This window comes from Acetobacter sp. DsW_059 (genome assembly GCF_002153695.1).
GTDB lineage: Bacteria > Pseudomonadota > Alphaproteobacteria > Acetobacterales > Acetobacteraceae > Acetobacter > Acetobacter thailandicus.
Map to the genome: position 1 here is coordinate 38,645 of NZ_JOPI01000028.1, position 18,802 is coordinate 57,446.

Consider the following 18,802-nt stretch of genomic DNA (forward strand, 5'->3'; position numbering starts at 1 on the left):
CAGATGTACGTTTTAATAATTCACACTTAAACGCACACCCCATGTGGCGGGCATACCGGCAAGGGCAATATTAGCACCCTGAACAAAATAATTCCTTTCTACGTCATATTTTTTGTCAAAAATATTTTTACCAAAGGCTGCTATTGTCCATTTGCCATCTTTGGGGCCGAACGACATATCAGCCCCCCATAAGGTATAGCCTGCCACGTTATAGAGCGAGCCAAACAGAGAGTGGTAAGTGCTGCGCAGGCTGTAATCTATGCCGGTTGTCAGGTTATAACGTCCAAGATCCCAAGTGTAGCTGACTGACCCGTTTACCGTGAATTTTGGAAAAGGTAATTCTTCTCCCTTACGGTTTCGGTAATCACCGACATAAAGGCCATTCACAATATGTGCGCTGTAAAGAGATGAGAATTTGTCAAATGCCCCGACTGCAAAACCCGCTGACTGTGAAAGGGTAAGCCCGCGCAGAGGGTGCCATTCTGCTTCAATCTCTCCGCCATACATATGCGAGCGTGGCGCATTAACAATTGAGCCGACCAGGCCGGTTTTAGGGTTGAGTGAGGCAGACTGAATTTGCTGGTTACTATATTCATAATAAAAACCGGCAACATTAAAGCGCAGATGCTGCGAGGGGAGGGAGAACTTATTGCCGACCTCATACGCCAGGAGCGATTCAGGCTTAAAGGGTGCTGAGGCTACCCCGACAGAGCCCGAGTTATAGGTGGTAAAACCACCCGATTTTATACCCCGTGTAAACGACGCATAGAGCATGTCATTTTTTATGGGGTTATACTGTATTTCAAACTTGCCTGAGGGCAGGGTGTAGTCGGTTCCTTCATGACGTACGACGTTACCAGGGTTGGTAATGACACCATTCATAATTTCGTATGAGCTCATGTTAGAGAGCGTGCGCTGTTCATGCTCAATACGCAGCCCGCCTGTAATGCGCAGTTTAGGCGTGATGTGATAAGTGGCCTGACCAAACCCGCTGATGGTGTTAACCATCTGGGTGTAGCGCAGGTCCTCATCAAAGCCATACAGGTCAGAAAAGCCCGACTGATAATGATCGTTCATATACTGGTGGGCGTAGTAAATACCCCCTACCCAGGTGAGTCTCCGCTTGCCTGGCGAGGTAAAGCGCAGCTCATTAGCCAGCACACTTGCGCGGGTGTTAAAGGCGACATCGGCCAGAGCTGATGACCAGCCATCAAAATTCATATAAGTCTGGCGCTGCATGTTATCATAGCTGATCAGATCAGTGATGGTAACAAAAGGCAGTTTCTTTTCTGCACGAAAGCTCATGCCGCCCACATCAATATGCGAAAACGGTTTGGTGTTGGGTCTGATGCCAAGCTGCTTTGCAAACTCTGATGATGTACCCCAGTTGGTTTCATACCGGTCAGAGCTGACCGGATAAATCGGCGCAGAAGGGTTGAGCGCGTTAAAGGCCGACATCGGGCTGTAAAGGTGCAGGCCGTTTGCGTCAGAGCGGTCGCGGCTGCCATGCAGGTTAAACTCAAACTTCAGCGTGTCAGTGGCCTGATAATCGAGCAGCAGGCGTGCTGCGCCACGGTTTACCCGGCCAAGTTTTATGCCGTCACTGTTATGCTGCCAGGCTCCGCCCTGTTCGGTCTCACCTGACAGACGATAGCGCAGTTTTTGAGACAGCGGTCCAGAGATATAGCCGTCAATTTTTGTGCTGCCAAAACGGCCATACTGCACGTCACCACCAGCGTGGAAAGTCGATGTTGGTTTGTTCAGAATGTAGTTAATGGCACCGCCCGTTGTGTTGCGGCCATAAAGTGTGCCCTGCGGGCCGCGCAGCACCTCAACGCGCTGAATGTCAAACATCATACCGTTGGTGGCAAAAGGTACGGGGTTTGCGACTTCATCAACATAGACGCCAACAGTGGGGGAGTTATTGCTGGCATAATCGTTAAAGCCCACCCCACGAATAGCAAAAGCATATTGCCCGCTGCCAAACTGTGGTGTGACCTGAAGGGAGGGGGTAAGATACTGCAGGTCAAACACGTTATTGACGTTACGTGTGGTCAGTGTTTTGCCGCTGATGACGCTGAGGGATGTGCCAATATTCTGCGGGCTTTCAGCGCGTCGTTCAGAGGTCACCAGCACTTCTTCTGTGCCGCCTTCAACTGCGTTTCCTGTGGCTTTGGCAGGCTTTGCAGCCTGTGCGGGGCTGTGGCGGTTTTTGCTTTTGTTTTTGTCTGCTGTGTGCGCTGTTTTTGCGAGGGCGGTCTGCGTCTGTGCAAGGGCCTGCCCGCTTAAGGTAAACAGTAAAATGCCTGATGCGAGCAGTACATATCTGTGAGAAAAAGGCTGAAGCCTGAGGGAGAACAAAGCCTTCTGGGCGAACATAATTATAAGGTCCCTGATGGAGGGTGAGTGCACAAACTGGTGAAAAAGGTTGCGGGTGTTAACATCGGGCTGGCATTGTGTGGCGCATGGTGGCGCGTATCCTTACATCATATCAGGCTTTGTGTTTGTGCTGGTTTCATTTTTGCAACAATATTGTCGTGAAATAAAAATACCACAAAAAAGTAGTTATATTTTGATTAAAATTTATCAATAATTTCGAATTCGCATCATTTATAAAATGATAATTCTCAAATAAACAACATAAAAACAATAAGATAATTTATTTTTTCAGAGGGTTTTAATCACTATTATTTTTAGTAAAAATAAAACCTGCATCGTCTTGTGTTTTGAATTTTTAGCTTATATCGTGCACTCTCTGTTGTGGTCAGAAAGTGCATAAAGTGCCGTATATGGTGCCTGCTCTGTCTGCTATGTCGCCTGTATCACGAAAAGGTATCGTTATATGTCCCGTGCCATGAGCCTTGCTGCTTTTCTTCTGCCCACGGGGCATCATGCGGCCGCATGGCGTCACCCTGGTTCTGTGAAAGATGCAGGTGTAAACTTTCAGCATCATGTTGAGCTGGCGCAAACTGCCGAGCGTGGCCTGTTTGACGCCGTGTTTATTGCTGATTTTACCAGCGGTATTGATGAGGATGGTATCGAAGGTTTTAAACGCATGACCTATGCGTCCTCTTTCGAACCACTTACGCTTATTTCGGCTCTGTCTGCCGTTACAAAGCGCATCGGTGTTATCGGCACTGTCAGCACAACCTATTCTGTGCCTTATCAGCTGGCCCGGCAGTTCCTCTCCCTCGATCAGATCAATGGCGGTCGCTCAGGGTGGAACCTCGTTACAACAGCCAATGTGCGTGAGTCAGTGCATTATGGTGTGCCTGACCATGTGCGCCACGCTGACCGTTATCAGCGTGCACGCGAATTTGCTGACCTGGTCACAAAATTCTGGGATGGCTGGGACGATGGCGCTTTTATCCGTGATGTTGAAAATGGCCTGTTTTTTGACCCCGCCCTGCGCCGCGGCGTAGAGCATGAGGGCACATTGTTCGGGGCATCAGGCCAGCTCGATATTCCGCGCTCACCCCAGGGGCGGCCGGTGCTGGTGCAGGCTGGTTCTTCCGAGCCAGGGCGGCAGCTTGCCGCTGAAACGGCTGAGATGGTGTTTACTGCCCAGCAGGAAATTGAGGTGGCCCGTGCTTTTCGCACCGACCTGCATAATCGTATGCGTGCTATTGGCCGGCCGGTGAATGCCCTTAAAGTTATGCCCGGCGTTTACCCTCTGGTCGGGCGCACGCAGTCTGAGGCTGAAGACCTGAAAGACCAGCTTGATAACCTGACCCATCCTGAGGTGGGTTTGCTGCTGCTTTCACGTATGACCGGTACCGACCTGCGCGGCCTGCCGCTTGATGGCCCGCTGCCCGAACCCCCGGCAGTGATTAACGGAAATCAGAGTCGTCAGACACTGCTTTTACAAATGGCCCGCCGGCGTAACATGACTATTCGCGAGCTTTATCTTGAAGTCAGCGGTGCGCGTGGCCACTGGACGATATGGGGAGATGCCAGCCAGATTGCAGACCAGCTTGAGGAGTGGTTTACCACCGGTGCAGCTGATGGCTTTAACGTAATGCCCCCCGTGCTGCCAAAAAGCCTGAATGACTTTGTTGACCTCGTGGTGCCTGAGCTGCAGCGGCGCGGGCTGTTTCGTAAAGAATATACCGGCAGCACTCTGCGCGAGCATCTGGGGCTTTCCCGTCCCAAACCCGGTGAAATGACCTGATGTTTTATAAAAAATCTTTTTATAAAAAAAGAAGTTTTCAGGCCGGTGTTGTGCTGAGCCTGGTGGCTGTTCTGCCTGTTTCTGCGGCACTGGCCAGCGCGCAGAACAACAGCATTGCCGTGGGGGTTAATGTCTCCCCGCCGACACTCGACCCGACAGCAAACCCTGCTGAGGGGATACGCATTGTCACTTATGCCAATATTTTTGAAGGGCTGACCGGGGTTGATGAGCACGGCACGGTGCAGCCGCTGCTGGCAAAATCATGGTCTGTCTCCCCCGACGGGCTGCTTTATCATTTTACCCTGCAGCCGGGCGTGCGTTTTCACGATGGTTCAGCTCTGACCTGCGCAACGGTTAAATATACGTTTGAGCGCGCTAAGGCTCCGGAAAGTCTTAATCCACAAAAACATATTTTTGAAAATATCAAAACTATCAGCTGCCCGTCAGATGATGTTGTTGATATAAGCCTTGACGCCCCTCATGGCAGCTTCCTCTCTGAGCTGAGCTGGGGCGATGCGGTCATTGTCTCTCCTGCCAGTGCTGCGGGTAACGGGCAGCACCCTGTTGGCACCGGGCCTTTTGTTTTTAAAAGCTGGAAACGTGGTGACAGCGTAACCCTCACGCGTAATGACGATTACCGGGGCGAGAAGGCGCATCTCAGTCAGGTGGTGTTTCGTTTCTATTCTGACCCGATGGCAGCGGCTAATGCTCTGCTCGACGGCCAGCTTGACGCTTATCCCAGCTTTCCCGCCCCTGAGATGCTCATACGTTTTGCTCATAACCCTGACTTTGTTATGCGCTCGGGGCTGGCGCCGTTTAAGGGTATTCTTGCCCTTAATAACCGCCAGAAGCTTCTGGCGCAGCCACTGGTCAGGCAGGCTCTGGCCTATGCGATCGACCGCAGGGGCATTGCTGAGGTGTCAGATGTGCCAGGTGCGCGGGTTATCGGCTCACATATGAGCCCCGAAAACCCCGATTTCACTGATTTATCGGGTGTTTATCCTTATAATCCAGAAAAGGCGAAAGAGCTTTTAAAGCAGGCCGGGGTTGAGCCGGGCACACGCCTCAGGCTTGCTCTTCCTCCCATCGACTACGCCCGCAACACGGGTGAGGTCATTGCGGCCTATCTTGAGCAGGTGGGGCTGAATGTCACCATACAGCAGCTTGAGTGGCCTGCATGGCTTGCACAGGTCTTTGGTCATCATGATTTTGATATGACCATCATTGCACATACCGAGCCTGATGATTTAAATATCTATGCCCGTAAGAACTATTATTTTGGCTATAATAATGCCGAATTTCAGGCTCTTTATGCGGCTTATGAAAAAGCAGCGGACCCTGCTGAGCGTCATGCGCTCTCGGTTCAAATGCAGGAAAAACTGGCTCATGACGTGCCCAATATCTATTTGTTCTTTACCCCCAGAACAAACATAACACGCGCTCAGATAAAGGGGATGTGGAACAACCAGCCTCTGCCTGCCTGCCCGTTATCTGCTGCCTCCTGGGGGCCATAATGTCATCTTCTGTTAAAGGCTTTTTGCGTTTTGCCGGCGGGCGGCTTGTGCTGCTTGTGCTTGCAAGTGCGCTTATTTTTTCGTGCATGGCTTTACTGCCAGGTGACCCGGCAGAGGTTATTCTGGGGGTTGATGCCCAGCCCGAAACCCTGGCCGCCCTGCATCATAAAATGGGGCTCGATCAGCCTTTTGCGGTGCAGTATGTGCAGTGGCTGGGGCGCTTATTTCAGGGTAATTTTGGCGAAAGTTACAGCTATAACGTGCCGGTGTGGCAGCTTTTGTCAGAGCGACTGCAGCTTTCTGCTCCTCTGGCCGGGCTGGCTCTGGTGCTTGCAGTTGCGCTGGGGGTGCCACTGGGCGGGCTTGCGGCCATTAAGCGGGGCAGCTCGGCTGATATTGTGCTTATGGGGGGCATACAGCTGACCAAAGCCGTGCCTGACTTCTGGCTTGGCATGGTGCTGACAGGTTTTTTTGCTCTTACACTGCACTGGCTGCCAGCGGGCGGGTTTGCCGGGTGGGAGAGCGGCCCCTGGCCTGCGTTTAAATCTCTGCTGCTGCCGGCTGTGGCTCTGGCCCTGCCGCAGGCTGCGGTGCTGGCCCGCTATACACGCTCTGCTGTTATCGCAGTGCTGGAGGAGCCTTTTGTGCTGACAGCCCGCGCACATGGCCTGTCAGAACCAGCCGTGCTGCTGCGCCATGTGCTGCCGCGCAGCCTGCCGCCTGTGCTGGCGGTTTTGTCTTTGCAAATTCCGCTGCTGTTATCAGGCACGATTATTGTCGAGAATGTTTTTAACCTTAAAGGCACCGGGGCTTTACTGCTCGACGCCGTTAACCAGCGCGATGTGCCCGTGGTGCAGATCTGTGTTTTATTAATTGTTGCTCTGGTGATTTTTGAAAAAGGCCTGTCTGAGCGGGTTGAAAACCGGCTTAACCCCCGGGCACATTCTGACAAAGAGGGGCAGGGCGTATGAGTGCGCTTTCACTGGCCCGCAGGCCATGGGGCCTTTCACGGGCGGGGTTACTCTGGGGTGTGGTTTCACTGGCCTGCGTGCTGCAGCCAGGTGCTGCGCTGTGGGTGTATCACCAGGTTCATCCCTTTGGTATCGACCTGCACCATCGTTTGCTCGCACCTTCCTGGCAGCACTGGCTTGGTACTGACCCGCTGGGGCGTGACACGCTGGCTTATACTCTGGTAGCGGCTGTTAACAGCCTTGGCATCAGTGTGGTCGCAATGGTGCTGGCCCTGTGTGCGGGGGGCAGTGCCGGTCTGCTCGCAGCGGAAAAAGGCCGACGGACAAAAATCCTCACCGGTGGCGTGGTTGAGCTTGGCATTGCCTTCCCTCCGGTCATTACGGCGGCGTTGCTGGTCACGCTTTATGGTGCGGGTATGGGGGAGGAGGTTTTCGCGCTCGCTATTTTCTTCATCCCCGGGTTTATCAGACTAAGCCAGCAGGCGGCCTCGGCTATTCTGGCGCAGGACTATATTGCCGCAGCCCGCCTTTCAGCCCTTACACCGTGGCAGATCCATATTCGGCACGTGCTGCCCAACATGGCCCCTGGTCTGCTGGTGCAGTTTTCGGTCAATGTTGCGCTGGCTCTGCTGGCCGAAACAGGCCTGTCTTACCTGGGGCTGGGGGCGCCTCCACCCTTGCCCGAGCTTGGGCGTATTCTGGCCTCATACCAGGTGCATCTGTTTGACCATCCCGTGCTGGTGGTCGTGCCCGGGGTTATAGTTGTGCTGCTGGTGCTGGGCATCAATATGCTGGGAGATGGCCTGCGTGACCTTTTTGCCAGGCAGGAGAAAACCTCGTGACGACACATACCACGCCCCTGCGGCTTGAAAATCTGAGCGTAACCCTGCCGCAGGCCGCCGGCGGGCGTATTGTGCTCAGCGACCTGAGCCTTGAGCTCAGAGCCGGTGAGGTTCTGGGCATTGTGGGGGAGTCAGGCAGTGGCAAAACCACGCTGGGGCTGGCCTGTCTCGGGCTGTTGCCGCAGGGTTTTTCTGTTGCGGGTGATGTGTATATTCACGGCACCACTCTGCGCTCTGTTGCACCCGGGCAGCGTTACCGCCTGCGCGGGCGGGTGCTTGGCTATGTCCCCCAGGAGCCGATGAAGGCTCTTAACCCCGGCATGAGCATTGCGGCTCATGTGGCCGAGGGGCTGCCTGCGACACTGACCCGTGCAGAGCGCGCAGAACGTGCCGCCCGCTGGCTTGCTGCCGTGGGGCTGGCTGATGGCCTGTCAGTGCAGAAATTATACCCGCATGCGCTTTCAGGCGGGCAGCGCCAGCGCGTGCTTCTGGCTGCAGCTCTGGCTGCTGAGCCTGATGTGCTGATAGCCGATGAATTTACAACAGCTCTTGATCCCGCCACCCGTGAGCTGGTGGTCAGCCTGATCCGTGAGCAGGTGCAGGTGAGGGGTATGTCTGTGGTGATGATCTCGCATGACCTTGAGCTTGTTGCCCGTGCAACTGACCGCCTGCTGGTGCTGCGCCATGGTGTGTGTGTTGAGCATGGCGAGACAAAAGCTGTTATTGCACAGCCATCTTCGCCTTATTTGCAGTCTTTGCTGGCCCTGTCGCTTCATTTTACCCCGCGCGCACCGCTGAGCCTGTTCCCCCGGGCGATGACGGAGGAGGCACTCAATGACTGATCTTCTCACAGCACAGAACCTCTTTCTCAGTCGCGTCCGTGCCGGTGGGCCAGCAGTTGATGTGCTGCGTGGCCTCAGCCTGAGCGTCAGATCTGGTGAGACCGTTGCGCTGATCGGTGCTTCAGGCACAGGTAAAACAACTCTGGCGCATGTGCTGGCCGGGCTGCTGCGCCCCTCCGCCGGGCAGGTGACGTATAAGGGAGCCGATGTGCAGGCTCTGTCACAAAAGCAGCATCGCCCGCTGCGCTGCGAATTACAGATGATTTTTCAGGACCCTTACAGTTCGCTTGACCCGCGGCAGAGTGTGGAGGCTGTTCTGCGTGAGGCTTTGCTGTTTCACCCTCTGAGCGAGGCTGAAAAACAGGGGCGGATACGCGCGACCCTGCATGATATGGCCCTGCCTGAAGATGTGCTGTCACGCCGCGCGCATGAGTTTTCAGGCGGCCAGCGCCAGCGCATTGCCATTGCCCGTGCTCTGGTGGGGCAGCCAGCGCTGATTATTGCAGACGAGGCCGTGTCAGCACTTGATGTGTCAGTGCAGGCGCGGGTGCTTAATACGCTGCTTATGCAGCAGCAGCGCACCGGCCTTTCTTTAGTGTTTATCAGTCACGATATGGCTGTGGTGCGTCATATGGCCCACAGGGTTATAGTGCTTGACCAGGGCCAGGTGGTGGAAGAAGGCCCTGCGGAACAGATTTTCACGGCCCCGCGTTCTGATACGGCCCGTATGCTTTTACAACACAGCAGAGAGAAAGAACTGAGCTGATGAATGGCACCCTGACCAGTATTGCCGGTATCACCACCGGCCACGTGCAGGACCTGACAGCCCGTACCGGTGTGTCAGTCATTCGTTTTGCGCGGCCTGCTGTTGCTTCTGTCAGTGTGCTGGGTGGTGCACCGGCTTTGCGTGACACGCATTTGCTTGAGCCTGAAATGATGGTGGAGCGCATTCATGCCATCGTGCTGTCTGGTGGTTCTGTCTATGGGCTGGACGCCACAACAGGTGTGCAGAGCGTGCTGCGTGAGGAGTTTGCGGCACTCCCTCCGGTGCCAGGTAAAATACGGGTGCCTGTTGTGGTGCAGGCCAGTTTGTTTGACCTTGCGAACGGAGGGGAGAAAGACCCGCTCCATTCGCCTTATGCGCATATGGGGGCGCAGGCAGCACGGGCTGCAACCGCGCAGCCGGTGCCCGCGGGCACAGCGGGGGCAGGCACCGGGGCAACAACGGCGACACTGCGTGGCGGGCTGGGCAGTGCCAGCATGGTTACCCCCCAGGGTTACAGAGTTTCTGCCCTTATGGCGGTGAACGCGGTGGGCAGTGCCACCGTGGGGCATGGCCCGCATTTCTGGAGTGCTCCCTTCGAGCAGGAGGGGGAGTTTGGCGGGCTCGGTCTGCCAGCTGACAGCGCGGCTGCGGCACAGCACCTGCTGATCAAACCCGATTATGTGGCCGGCACCACAATTGGCATTGTCGCGACTGACGCCACACTGAGCCCCGTGCAGGCAAAGCGCCTGGCTATTCTGGGCCAGGATGGCGTGGCCCGTGCGGTTCTGCCCGCGCACCTGCCGCAGGATGGTGACACGGTATTTGGTGTCTCGACAGAGGAAAAACCAGCCCCTGACCTGGCGGCCTTCTGCGCAATTTTGCAGGCTGCCACACTGGTCACAGCCCGGGCTGTGGCTTTGGGTGTGTATCATGCTGCCCCGCTGGGCTGGCAGAATTGTGTGCCCTCCTGGCAGGAGAAATTTGCCGGTCTTTTACCAACCCATGCTCAGGAGAACCGTTCATGACGACCCCCCTTCACGAGCAGATGCTCACAGTTGCTCCCGGTCGTGCGCTGCATGTCACCACCCGTCAGGCTGAGGCGCCGGTCACGCTGTTTTTTGTGCATGGCGGTGGTGGCAATAAAAACCAGTGGCGCAGGCAGTTTGCGCATTTTTTGCCACAGCACGTTAATATCGTGGCGTGGGATGCCTTTGGTCATGGTAAAAGTCAGCGCTCAAAGCGAGAGCAGGATTTTTCGGCTGATGCTTTTTTGCGTGATTTTTCATTTATTTTTGAAAAATTCAGAACTGAAAAAACAATTATTATTGCGCATTCCTTCGGGTGCCGCATCACCCTGGCCTGGCTGCTGCAGGTCTGGACCCGCCGGCATGTCCTACCGGTCGATGGCCTGGTGCTTCTTGGCCCGGCCCCGCATGAGAATAAACGACGTGGCCTGTTTGGCAACTGGATGGACCACCTGCCTCTGCCAGTGATGGAGATTTTGCGCCCGCAGCTTGGCAGGCGCTTTGAGGCTCTGGCCTGGCATCCTGGCACTGACCCGGCTTTGCTGGCTTTTGAGCGAAATGCCACACGGCATAACAGCCTGTTTATGATGCGCTCACTGCTGCGGCAGGGGCCGGTGTTTCCCGCAGCGGCGCTGAAGGCACTTCCGGCTGTGCCGGTCACACTTATTGCCGGTGCGCATGATGGTATTGTGCCACACAGCACGGTTGAAAAACTGGCTGACTCTCTGCCCGGCGCTGAGGTGCATACGCTTGATGAGTGTGCGCATCAGATCATGCTGGAAAAACCTGACGAGGTGAACATGCTGACTGATGCCATGCTGGCCCGTGTTAACGCGGGTCAGGCTTAGGGGCAGAGAGGGCGGAGCGCATGGAGGATTGTCTGGGCAATGCCACAACGGTCAGCACACAGGCTGACCTTGCGGGTGTGAATGATTTTATCAACGGTTTTCTGGGCTATCATCAGTGCATCGCCGGGGTTTTGTCAGTGGCTGAAACCTCGCATAACGGGCTGGTGCATATTTATGCCGGCCTGTTGTGGATGCTCTCTGAAACCGGTGGTGTGCCCCCTGCCGCGCGTGAACATGCGCGTAAGGCACAGGCGGCAGATGGGCTGAATGCCCGCGAGCAGCTTTTGCTGCATGTTTTGCTCGCCTGGCTGGCTGATGACATGGTGGAAGTACGCACAACACTGCGCGCTGTGCTGACACAGTGGCCACGTGACCTTATTGCTCTGAAAATTCATCAGTATGATGATTTTAATAATGGCCGTGCGCTCGATATGCTGCGGGTGACAGAACTCAGTCTGGAGGCAGCGGCTGACAATGCACATTTTCAGGGTATGCGGGCTTTTGCCTTTGAGCAGTGCCATTTGCTCGACCATGCTGAGGAGGCCGCACGTAAGGCACTGGCCATCGACCCGCAGGAGGGGTGGGCCCAGCACGCGCTGGCCCATGTGATGCTGACCCGGGGGCGGATTGAGGAGGGGCTTGCCTTTCTTTCGGCCCATACGCAGGAGTGGAAGCGGCTGACGTCGTTTCTCTACACGCATTTATGGTGGCATAAGGCGCTGTTTCACCTTAGCCTGGGGCAGAAGCAGGCGGCTCTTGCGATTTATGACCGGCATTGCTGGGCGCGTGAGCGCACCTTCTCGCAGGACCAGGCCGGAGCGGTCTCCTTACTGCTGCGCCTTGAATTTGCCGGGTGTGATGTGGGAGCGCGCTGGCAGGATCTGGGGGCTTATCTGGTGGTGCGCAAAGCCGATGTGTCACAGCCGTTTCTCAGCCTGCATTATCTCTACGGGCTGTTGCGGGCTGGCCTGCCTGAGGGGAAGGCGCTGTTAGCGGCTATACGCCAGGCTGCCGGGGCTGAAGACAGCAGTGTTTATACTGCCTGGCATGAGGTCGGGCTGGCGCTGGCTGAAGCGCTGAGCGCGCATGCAGAGCGGCGTTTTGAAGATGTTCTGCCATGGCTTGACCCGGTGCAGGGGCGCATTGAGCATATTGGTGGCAGCCATGCGCAGCGTGACCTGTTTGGTCAGCTTGCGCTCGACGCTATGCTGCGCACCGGGGCTGATAACCGCGCGCAGCAAATTCTTGAAATGCGCCGGCTTGCAACACCAGGTGATGTGCCGGCAAACAATGCGCTGGCCACGCTTTATGCCTCAGCAGGGCTTCCTGCCCTGGCAGCAGAGGCAACAGCACGGGGCAAGCATATTATTTAGCTGATTTTTTACCGGTATTGAGGCTGTGCATCGTACCGTCATCTCCCAGGTTGCCCATGCTTTTAGCGTTGCTGTCGCGCATGGTGCCGTCAGCATCAATGCGGCCAAGGCGCACGCCGTTAAAGTCGCGGGCGGTACCATCTGCATCAATATGGCCGGTGCGCACGCCATTATTGTCGCGCACGGTGCCATCGGGGTCGATACGGCCAACACGCACACCGTTATTGTCACGCAGAATGTCAGGTGCCGCAGCGTTTTCCTGATAGGTGCCGCTGCTGTCGCGCACTCTGCCATCAGCCTCGACCTTGCCCTGAATAACACCAAGGCGGTCGTGCATATTCCCCTCGGCATCAATTTTGCCCAGCCTGTTGCCGTTGCTGTCAACGACTTCGCCATTGGTTTTGATCTGCCCAAGCACATGCCCGTCACCTGCACGCAGGGCGGCAGGCGGGGTTTGTTGTGCCAGAGCAGGCCCGGTTATCAGACAGAGTGCTGCGCCGGTTACGCAGGCCGCCAGGTGGTGTATTTTTATCATTCTTCTCTCCTGAAAGGGGCTGTTCGTTCTGAGCTGCCAGAATAATACACCAAAGCTGCTCTGCGTGGGTGGTTAATGATCTGTCTGCCCGGCGAGGCAGAGAAGAAACGCTTCTGTCATGGTCTGAGTATGATGCTGTATGGCATTTTCATCCCATGTTGCCTCTTTCATCATCAGGTATTGTTTGATGCTGTCAGCGGGTTTGTTTTTGTATTCTTTTTGTTTTTCTGAGGGGAGGAGATTGCCCAGACTTGAGTTTTTCTCGGCACTGATAAGGCAGAGATTGCCAAAAGAGTCACAGACGTCAGCGTGTATTTTATCGCTTTCAAACCTGGGGTTACGAGGGAAGTAGTGCTCAACTGAACTGCGAAAGGTAAAGTCGAAAGCCCGGATATGGGCGTCATTTTCTTTGTTACGAAGCCAGAGCAGATAGTCGAGGAAATTAAACACGAAGTTATTTTTGATATGACCATAGCGCAGCATCGGGGTAAGCGTGCTGACGGACACAGTATCAGCACGGGTTTTGCAGACCGGTGTATCGATTATATCAAAATATGCGCGCTCATTATCAGGGGCAAGAAAGCGGTCAAACAGAAAGGCCGTGCCTGTTGCGTGCATATGCTTAAGGTAGTCAGCGCCTGTGGGGGCCTGGCTATCAAATAAATGAGTAAGAGCGGCATGCAGCCAGTATTTATATACCTGCGTCGGGGCTGAGACATGAAAAGCACTGAGCAGCATGAGCAGGGTATGATTAATATCGTCAGTTTCTTCAGGTTTTTGGCTGAAGCTGCTGACATAATAAGCGCCGCTTTCGCTCCAGGTCAGGCGTTTAAGGCTCCAGCTCTCTCCGGCACTGCCGTATTCACGTTTGATGACGTACTGATCAAACAGATATTTGCAGCGCAGCAGGTTAAAGAAAAAGAGTTTAATAAAAGCTGCCGGGTCATCAGCGCTGAACAGATGTTCCTTAAATGTTTCAAGCAGGCGTTTATCATCAAGCGGGATAGTCTTGCGTAGAGTTATTCGTAAAACATGCAGCAGAAAATTGGGGAAATTAATCACAGAGTTAAAGCGCTCCGTGTCCTCTTCTCTGCTGTTTTCTGGCTGGTCCGTTCTGGTAAAGGTATTTGTGATAAGGTCTGTCAGGCTAACAGACTGAGGCTGAGCGTGAGTATGCTCCTTATTTAACAGTGTATGAAGTGCATCGAAGTTTGTTGCGGTAAACCGCCCCCAGTCATTTTTACCAAAAATATTGTGACGCTGTTCAGGGGTGAAACCCATTTGCACATAACGCTGCATCCCTGCACAGCTTTCCCATATAATGCTGAGAGTATGCTCGTAGCCCGGGAGTTTTTCCATCAGCTGTGCTTTAAGAATTTCGTGTTTTTCGAGCTGCTCTCCGCGGCTGTTCATAATTTCAAAATAATGATTCAGGTCAGTATCATCAGGCACCTGAACCTGCATGATCGTGACAGAATTAAAGAGATAGTCAGAGAATTGTTTGAGAGTTAAATGATGCTCCCTGATGATAAGGGGCAGAATTTTTTCTATGAGCTGATATCCGTTAAGAATGCCGGTGTTGATGAGAGCCGGATCGGGAATATTCTGGCTGGATCCCCCTTTAAAAAGAGTCTGAAAAGTTACCTGGGAGTTCCTGCGGTTATCAAATTCAATATTAAGATTTTTATACCAGGCCAGCCCCTCAGGCAGGGTGTTTTTGAGGTATGAAGCCAGAAGAGACAGGGTTGTCAGCCTTTGCTGGCCATCAATGACCTCGCTGCTTTGCCTGTTTTCATCTTTGCGCCCGTAAATAATGAGGGTGCCGATATAATATGGCCGGCCGCCGGGCAGATAATCTGTAATATCCTGAATAAGCTGTGTGATCTCTCCTTCTTTCCAGGCATAGTTGCGCTGGTAAACCGGAATAACATAGTGGGTATCACCGGCCAGAAGCTCGTGAACAGAGAGTTGCTGCGGGTTATTCTGCATAATATTCCATCTCTCTGAAAAGTGCTTCTATTTTATTGATTTTACTTGATTTTATAGTGTGAACTACAGGCAGGGTAACGCACAGAAAATCGGCGGGAGTTGTTGCGTCTTTGAGAATGCGAAAGAGATTATGCGCCAGAACATAATTATCCATCCCGGCGACCTGTATCGCATAGTGCTTCAGGCGCAGGCTGTAAGCCCAGATGAAAATTCTCTCAATGGCAGATGCAATTTCAGCATGACCAAATTTATCCATATAAAAAATAAGAAGACAGTCAAACAGAGCCCTGACATAACGGTCGCCCTTGCGGTACTGTCCTTCATAAGTATTAATGGCTTGGATAATTGCGCCGGCATAGCCGGTCAGCTTTATGTCCGGGGCAGGAGCCCCGCTGCCTTTAAACAGCAGGTCACATTGTGCAATTTGCTGCTGATAATGACTGACAAAGTCAAAAAAACGCCGTCCATTAATAATTTTCTGGTCAAGCTGAAATGGGAAATGCAGCGTTTGCTCATCAATATGGCGTTCATATTGCGCGTTATAATGGTCAACAAACTGGTGGGTGATGTGCAGTTGCCGGGTGTAGGGGTAACGCGCAACGGTGTTGATATTTATACCCTTAAAGAGATCAATATCCTGTTTGCTAAAATAGCGGGCACGGCTGTTAGCTGACCATTTGCGGATGCGAAACAGATAATCTGAAAAGAGCTTTGCCAGTTTTTCAGGGGCAATAGCTTCCCATTTCTCGACGGCTTCTGTTTTTTTCTTTTCGTCGCTGAGGCCGAACTCGCGCAGATGAAAAGCTTTAAGAAGGTCATGCGGGGCGAGGTCACGGCCACGGGCATTCTGTGAGTCAAAGAACTGAAAAGCTTCTGAAAGGTTATTGAGTGTGACAACAACAACTTCGCACTTATTTAGTAAAAAAAGAGCATGCTCTTCAGTGAAGTCAGGTCGTGAGATAATGCGGCTGACTGTAAGATAATTCTGCCGGATATTATTTTGTGAGATCAGGTCGGAAAACTCAGGTACTATCATTTGCCTGACAAGGGTATGAAGCTGCTCTTTGAGTGTTTTGTTACTCAGTCCTTTTTTCTGAAGGAGAGCCTGCACACATAGCAGCAGGCTTAGTGTGCGTTGCTGACCATCGACAATGTTGTTATTGCCATATTCGTCCAGATGGAGAACGATTGACCCAAGGCGCCAGGCACTCTTTTCAGAGTGGGTGGTAATATCAGACAGAAGCTGGCTGATATTTTGACCAGTCCATTTATACGGCCTCTGATAAAAGGGAATTTTAAGAGAAGAGTTGGCCAGAAGTTCACTCACGGTGATAATCTGGCCTGAAACAGTGGTCCTGTTGCCCTGAGGCGCGGTCATGGAGTGCTTCTCTTTCCCATCGGGGTCATTAATATTTCTGACTGTAGACAGTAAAGATCTGTTTTGACCAGTGGCCCGTTCAAGCAGGCCTGCGGGCAGGTGAGAAAAGATATGGCTGCTTTGCAGGCCCTGTCATGTCAGATAGTCAGCTCTTCTGAATAGAGGCGTTATCTGCTTTACATTTTTCAAAAATAATCCTGATTTCATCAGCTGTCGGGCCAGTGCCGGACTTTGACTGTTCAACAGCCTGTAAGAACGTTGTGTAAATCTCAGGGCCATATTGTTCGGCCAGAGAAACCAGCGTGCTGGCAAGACTGAGGAGAGCAGTAAGAGCCGCTGTGTTCATTTTATTCGTCTCCTGCAAGTGCTGAACAGGCTGCGGGTGTCGCTCCCGCTTTAAGGCCAGACCAGCACGTCACCAGCGAGGCCAGGCTGCTTTGTGCCGCAGCAACAGCTGTTTCTTTCAGTGTCTGGTCAGCCTGAACTGAGGTGTTCAGTGCTGAGAGTTCGTTAAAAACACTCTGGCTGGCACGTTTTATCAGAATAACCTGTGAATCTGTCAGCCTGATACCAGGCACTTTGCCGGCTATGATATCTGGCACCGGGTTTGCCAGAACATGATAGGTACTGTTCATATCATATATGGTTTGCCGCAATTTACCCTGTGTTGTATCAGCGCAGGCGGCTACCATGAAAAATGGCAACAGACACAATAATTTTGTCATTTATGTAAGTCCTTTTCAGCCGATGCTGTTGCTTTACTGCGCAGGGCCATGGCCGTATTGGCCGCATATTTCCAGTTAGCAGCGAGGAAGTTTAAAATACGGTAAAGTGGTAATAATTTACTGCCTGGACTGGCCGGAACCGGAATCTGCGTTGCAGCAAGCCCTGCACAGGCAAAGATAACGCAGGCATAGAGCACCCAGGTGGCATAGGGTTCTGGTAAAGCCATGACCAGAGCCATGGGCGAGAGGCCCGCAGCCGCAGCTTTAACAGTGGTTGATAATGATTCTGGTTTTTCCGGTGTGTTGTCGGGAAGAGGGGATTGTTCTTCAGGCATTATTTTTTTCCTGACCATAAGGCCCCAGGCGATAAAACGCGTGGTTGCCGAGTATGCATTCGGGTGTGTTCCCCGCTGCCCAGGCAGGGGGAGCACTATGGATGTTGAAGTAATGATCTGATCTGTTCGTCAGGTCGGGCAGAAAACCGGCAGTCAGCTGCCCGGACAGTTCGAGAGAGTCGCGAAACTGTTTGTCATTATCAGTAACAGTCAGAATTTTTATGTGGTTTGGGTCTTTTTTGTTCCAGCAGGAAAATTGCCAGGGTTTGAGGCATACAGTAATAATGTCACGCCCCCACCAGCAGGGCGTTGCAGCACGGCGGGCTATAACATTCATGACAGCCTGCATCCCTTCACGGCCTTCGCCGCGGGCTTCACCCCATGCTGTGCGGGCAAGGACCTGCACAGGGCTGGTCAGCAAACTGTCAGGCGGCATGAGGTCCCCCCGGTTTTTGCTGGTGGAATATTTCAGCCCATAAATAGCCTGAGATATCCTGCCATGAGAGGAAAGCGGAAGAGACAGAGCCAAAAAGCATAATGACAAGACTGATCACCGCCAGATGCCGTTTCCAGTTGGCCAGGCGGGTTTCGGCTTTTATCCGACGGATATTTTCAAGGCGCAGGCGTTCTTCATTAATGCGGTTTCTCTCCTGCTGTGCTCCTGTTTGAGATGCCATCTCTTTCGCCAGGTCTGCAATCTGATAACTCAGCCGGTCCATGCAGGCCGTTGTCAGGGTGGCCCGTACATTGCTTTCGGCACGAATAGCCGAAATATCCCTGCATATTGTATCAAGTTTACCATCTGCTTTGTTCTGCCGTCGTTCGATATTATTCAGGCGGGCCTCAGCAGATTTGAGGCGTGATATGACAGACACTCCTGCTTCAGCCCTTTGTATGGTGAGTCTGGTTTTCATGAAACCTCAGAAAATTATTGAAAAATAAATATATTTTTCATTTTTTATACGTCTGGTCGTTAAAGCATGCGCTTGTCATTTCATGTGTCTGCATGGTCTGGTGCTGTGGCGGGCACAGGGGCGGGCTTAACTCCCGGCGGGCCTTAAACGATTGCTGCTTCACATGTCATGATAAAAATATGCTTATGAAAAAGCGTCTCCCTGTCTGTGCAGTGCCCATGATAAAACCGACGTACGGCCGGTTTTACGGCAGCTGTCTCAGTGTATTTTTTAAGATGAGAGGAGCACTGACATATCAGGACGCTCTGCCATAACACGATGTATAAAGGTGACTATTTCTGACAGATACACTGATCTTTGCATCAGTGCGTTCATCACAGCTTTGTCGGGTGGGCATTGCACACAGCAGAGATGCCGCAGGAGAAAGATGCAAATACTATAATGTCGGAGAATAATGCTTTTAGAAAAAGCGATAAGATTTATACCTTAGGGTAAAATCTTATAAAGTGCATGGCGTCCCGTACGGGATTCGAACCCGTGTTGCCGCCGTGAAAGGGCGGTGTCCTAGGCCTCT

General features: G+C 53.0%; 18 protein-coding genes. 9 read left to right on the top strand and 9 right to left on the bottom strand.

From position 1 onward, the window contains the following. Positions 1-12 precede the first annotated feature (12 nt). Entirely contained in the window at positions 13-2,379 is a 2,367-nt protein-coding gene (locus HK25_RS07155) for a TonB-dependent receptor (protein ID WP_086635789.1), read from the bottom strand. Between the two features lie 463 nt (positions 2,380-2,842). Here HK25_RS07155 and HK25_RS07160 point away from each other — a divergent pair, with 463 nt between their 5' ends. Genes HK25_RS07160 through HK25_RS07200 form a run of 9 tightly spaced genes read left to right on the top strand, consistent with a single transcriptional unit; the run spans position 2,843 to position 12,352 of the window. Further along, positions 2,843-4,171, top strand: a complete 1,329-nt coding sequence (locus HK25_RS07160) for an LLM class flavin-dependent oxidoreductase (RefSeq protein WP_086635790.1) — start codon at positions 2,843-2,845, stop codon at positions 4,169-4,171. Beyond that, positions 4,171-5,685, top strand: coding sequence for an ABC transporter substrate-binding protein (locus HK25_RS07165; protein ID WP_198945960.1), 1,515 nt, complete (start codon positions 4,171-4,173; stop codon positions 5,683-5,685). Before HK25_RS07160 ends, HK25_RS07165 begins: the two co-directional genes overlap by 1 nt. Then, positions 5,685-6,656 (top strand): ABC transporter permease, encoded by a 972-nt coding sequence (locus tag HK25_RS07170; RefSeq protein ID WP_086555120.1) that lies wholly within the window; start codon positions 5,685-5,687, stop codon positions 6,654-6,656. Before HK25_RS07165 ends, HK25_RS07170 begins: the two co-directional genes overlap by 1 nt. Continuing rightward, on the top strand, positions 6,653-7,498 hold the full coding sequence (locus HK25_RS07175) for an ABC transporter permease (RefSeq protein ID WP_086635791.1): 846 nt from the start codon (positions 6,653-6,655) through the stop codon (positions 7,496-7,498). Before HK25_RS07170 ends, HK25_RS07175 begins: the two co-directional genes overlap by 4 nt. Further along, positions 7,495-8,340, top strand: coding sequence for an ATP-binding cassette domain-containing protein (locus HK25_RS07180; RefSeq protein ID WP_086555122.1), 846 nt, complete (start codon positions 7,495-7,497; stop codon positions 8,338-8,340). Before HK25_RS07175 ends, HK25_RS07180 begins: the two co-directional genes overlap by 4 nt. Further along, the gene (locus HK25_RS07185; RefSeq protein ID WP_086635792.1) at positions 8,333-9,106 is read left to right on the top strand and encodes an ABC transporter ATP-binding protein; all 774 of its coding nucleotides are present in this window, start codon (positions 8,333-8,335) and stop codon (positions 9,104-9,106) included. Before HK25_RS07180 ends, HK25_RS07185 begins: the two co-directional genes overlap by 8 nt. Next, positions 9,106-10,131 (top strand): P1 family peptidase, encoded by a 1,026-nt coding sequence (locus HK25_RS07190; protein WP_086635793.1) that lies wholly within the window; start codon positions 9,106-9,108, stop codon positions 10,129-10,131. Before HK25_RS07185 ends, HK25_RS07190 begins: the two co-directional genes overlap by 1 nt. Then, positions 10,128-10,979: an alpha/beta fold hydrolase gene (locus HK25_RS07195; protein WP_086635794.1), complete on the top strand. Its 852-nt coding sequence runs from the start codon at positions 10,128-10,130 to the stop codon at positions 10,977-10,979. The genes HK25_RS07190 and HK25_RS07195 overlap by 4 nt, the downstream gene beginning before the upstream one ends. A gap of 20 nt (positions 10,980-10,999) precedes the next feature. Continuing rightward, positions 11,000-12,352 carry a tetratricopeptide repeat protein gene (locus tag HK25_RS07200; RefSeq protein WP_086635795.1) on the top strand — a complete coding sequence of 451 codons (1,353 nt, stop codon included), beginning with the start codon at positions 11,000-11,002 and terminating at the stop codon, positions 12,350-12,352. Here HK25_RS07200 and HK25_RS07205 read toward each other — a convergent pair. The 8 genes from HK25_RS07205 to HK25_RS07240 form a co-directional block, all read right to left on the bottom strand. Beyond that, positions 12,345-12,887: a hypothetical protein gene (locus HK25_RS07205; protein WP_086635796.1), complete on the bottom strand. Its 543-nt coding sequence runs from the start codon at positions 12,885-12,887 to the stop codon at positions 12,345-12,347. The genes HK25_RS07200 and HK25_RS07205 overlap by 8 nt on opposite strands. Before the next feature lie 72 nt (positions 12,888-12,959). Further along, positions 12,960-14,876 carry a DUF262 domain-containing protein gene (locus tag HK25_RS07210; protein ID WP_086635797.1) on the bottom strand — a complete coding sequence of 639 codons (1,917 nt, stop codon included), beginning with the start codon at positions 14,874-14,876 and terminating at the stop codon, positions 12,960-12,962. Then, the gene (locus tag HK25_RS07215) at positions 14,866-16,254 is read right to left on the bottom strand and encodes a DUF262 domain-containing protein (RefSeq protein WP_086635798.1); all 1,389 of its coding nucleotides are present in this window, start codon (positions 16,252-16,254) and stop codon (positions 14,866-14,868) included. Before HK25_RS07215 ends, HK25_RS07210 begins: the two co-directional genes overlap by 11 nt. Positions 16,255-16,399: 145 nt before the next feature. Continuing rightward, entirely contained in the window at positions 16,400-16,600 is a 201-nt protein-coding gene (locus HK25_RS07220) for a hypothetical protein (protein WP_086555130.1), read from the bottom strand. A gap of 1 nt (position 16,601) precedes the next feature. Beyond that, positions 16,602-16,979, bottom strand: a complete 378-nt coding sequence (locus tag HK25_RS07225; protein ID WP_086635799.1) for a hypothetical protein — start codon at positions 16,977-16,979, stop codon at positions 16,602-16,604. Then, a complete protein-coding gene (locus HK25_RS07230; RefSeq protein WP_086555132.1) occupies positions 16,976-17,314 on the bottom strand; it encodes a hypothetical protein in 339 nt (112 codons plus the stop codon). The genes HK25_RS07225 and HK25_RS07230 overlap by 4 nt, the downstream gene beginning before the upstream one ends. Continuing rightward, positions 17,307-17,750, bottom strand: a complete 444-nt coding sequence (locus HK25_RS07235) for a cell wall hydrolase (protein WP_086635800.1) — start codon at positions 17,748-17,750, stop codon at positions 17,307-17,309. Before HK25_RS07235 ends, HK25_RS07230 begins: the two co-directional genes overlap by 8 nt. Next, the gene (locus HK25_RS07240; RefSeq protein ID WP_086635801.1) at positions 17,740-18,228 is read right to left on the bottom strand and encodes a hypothetical protein; all 489 of its coding nucleotides are present in this window, start codon (positions 18,226-18,228) and stop codon (positions 17,740-17,742) included. Before HK25_RS07240 ends, HK25_RS07235 begins: the two co-directional genes overlap by 11 nt. Positions 18,229-18,802 lie beyond the last annotated feature (574 nt).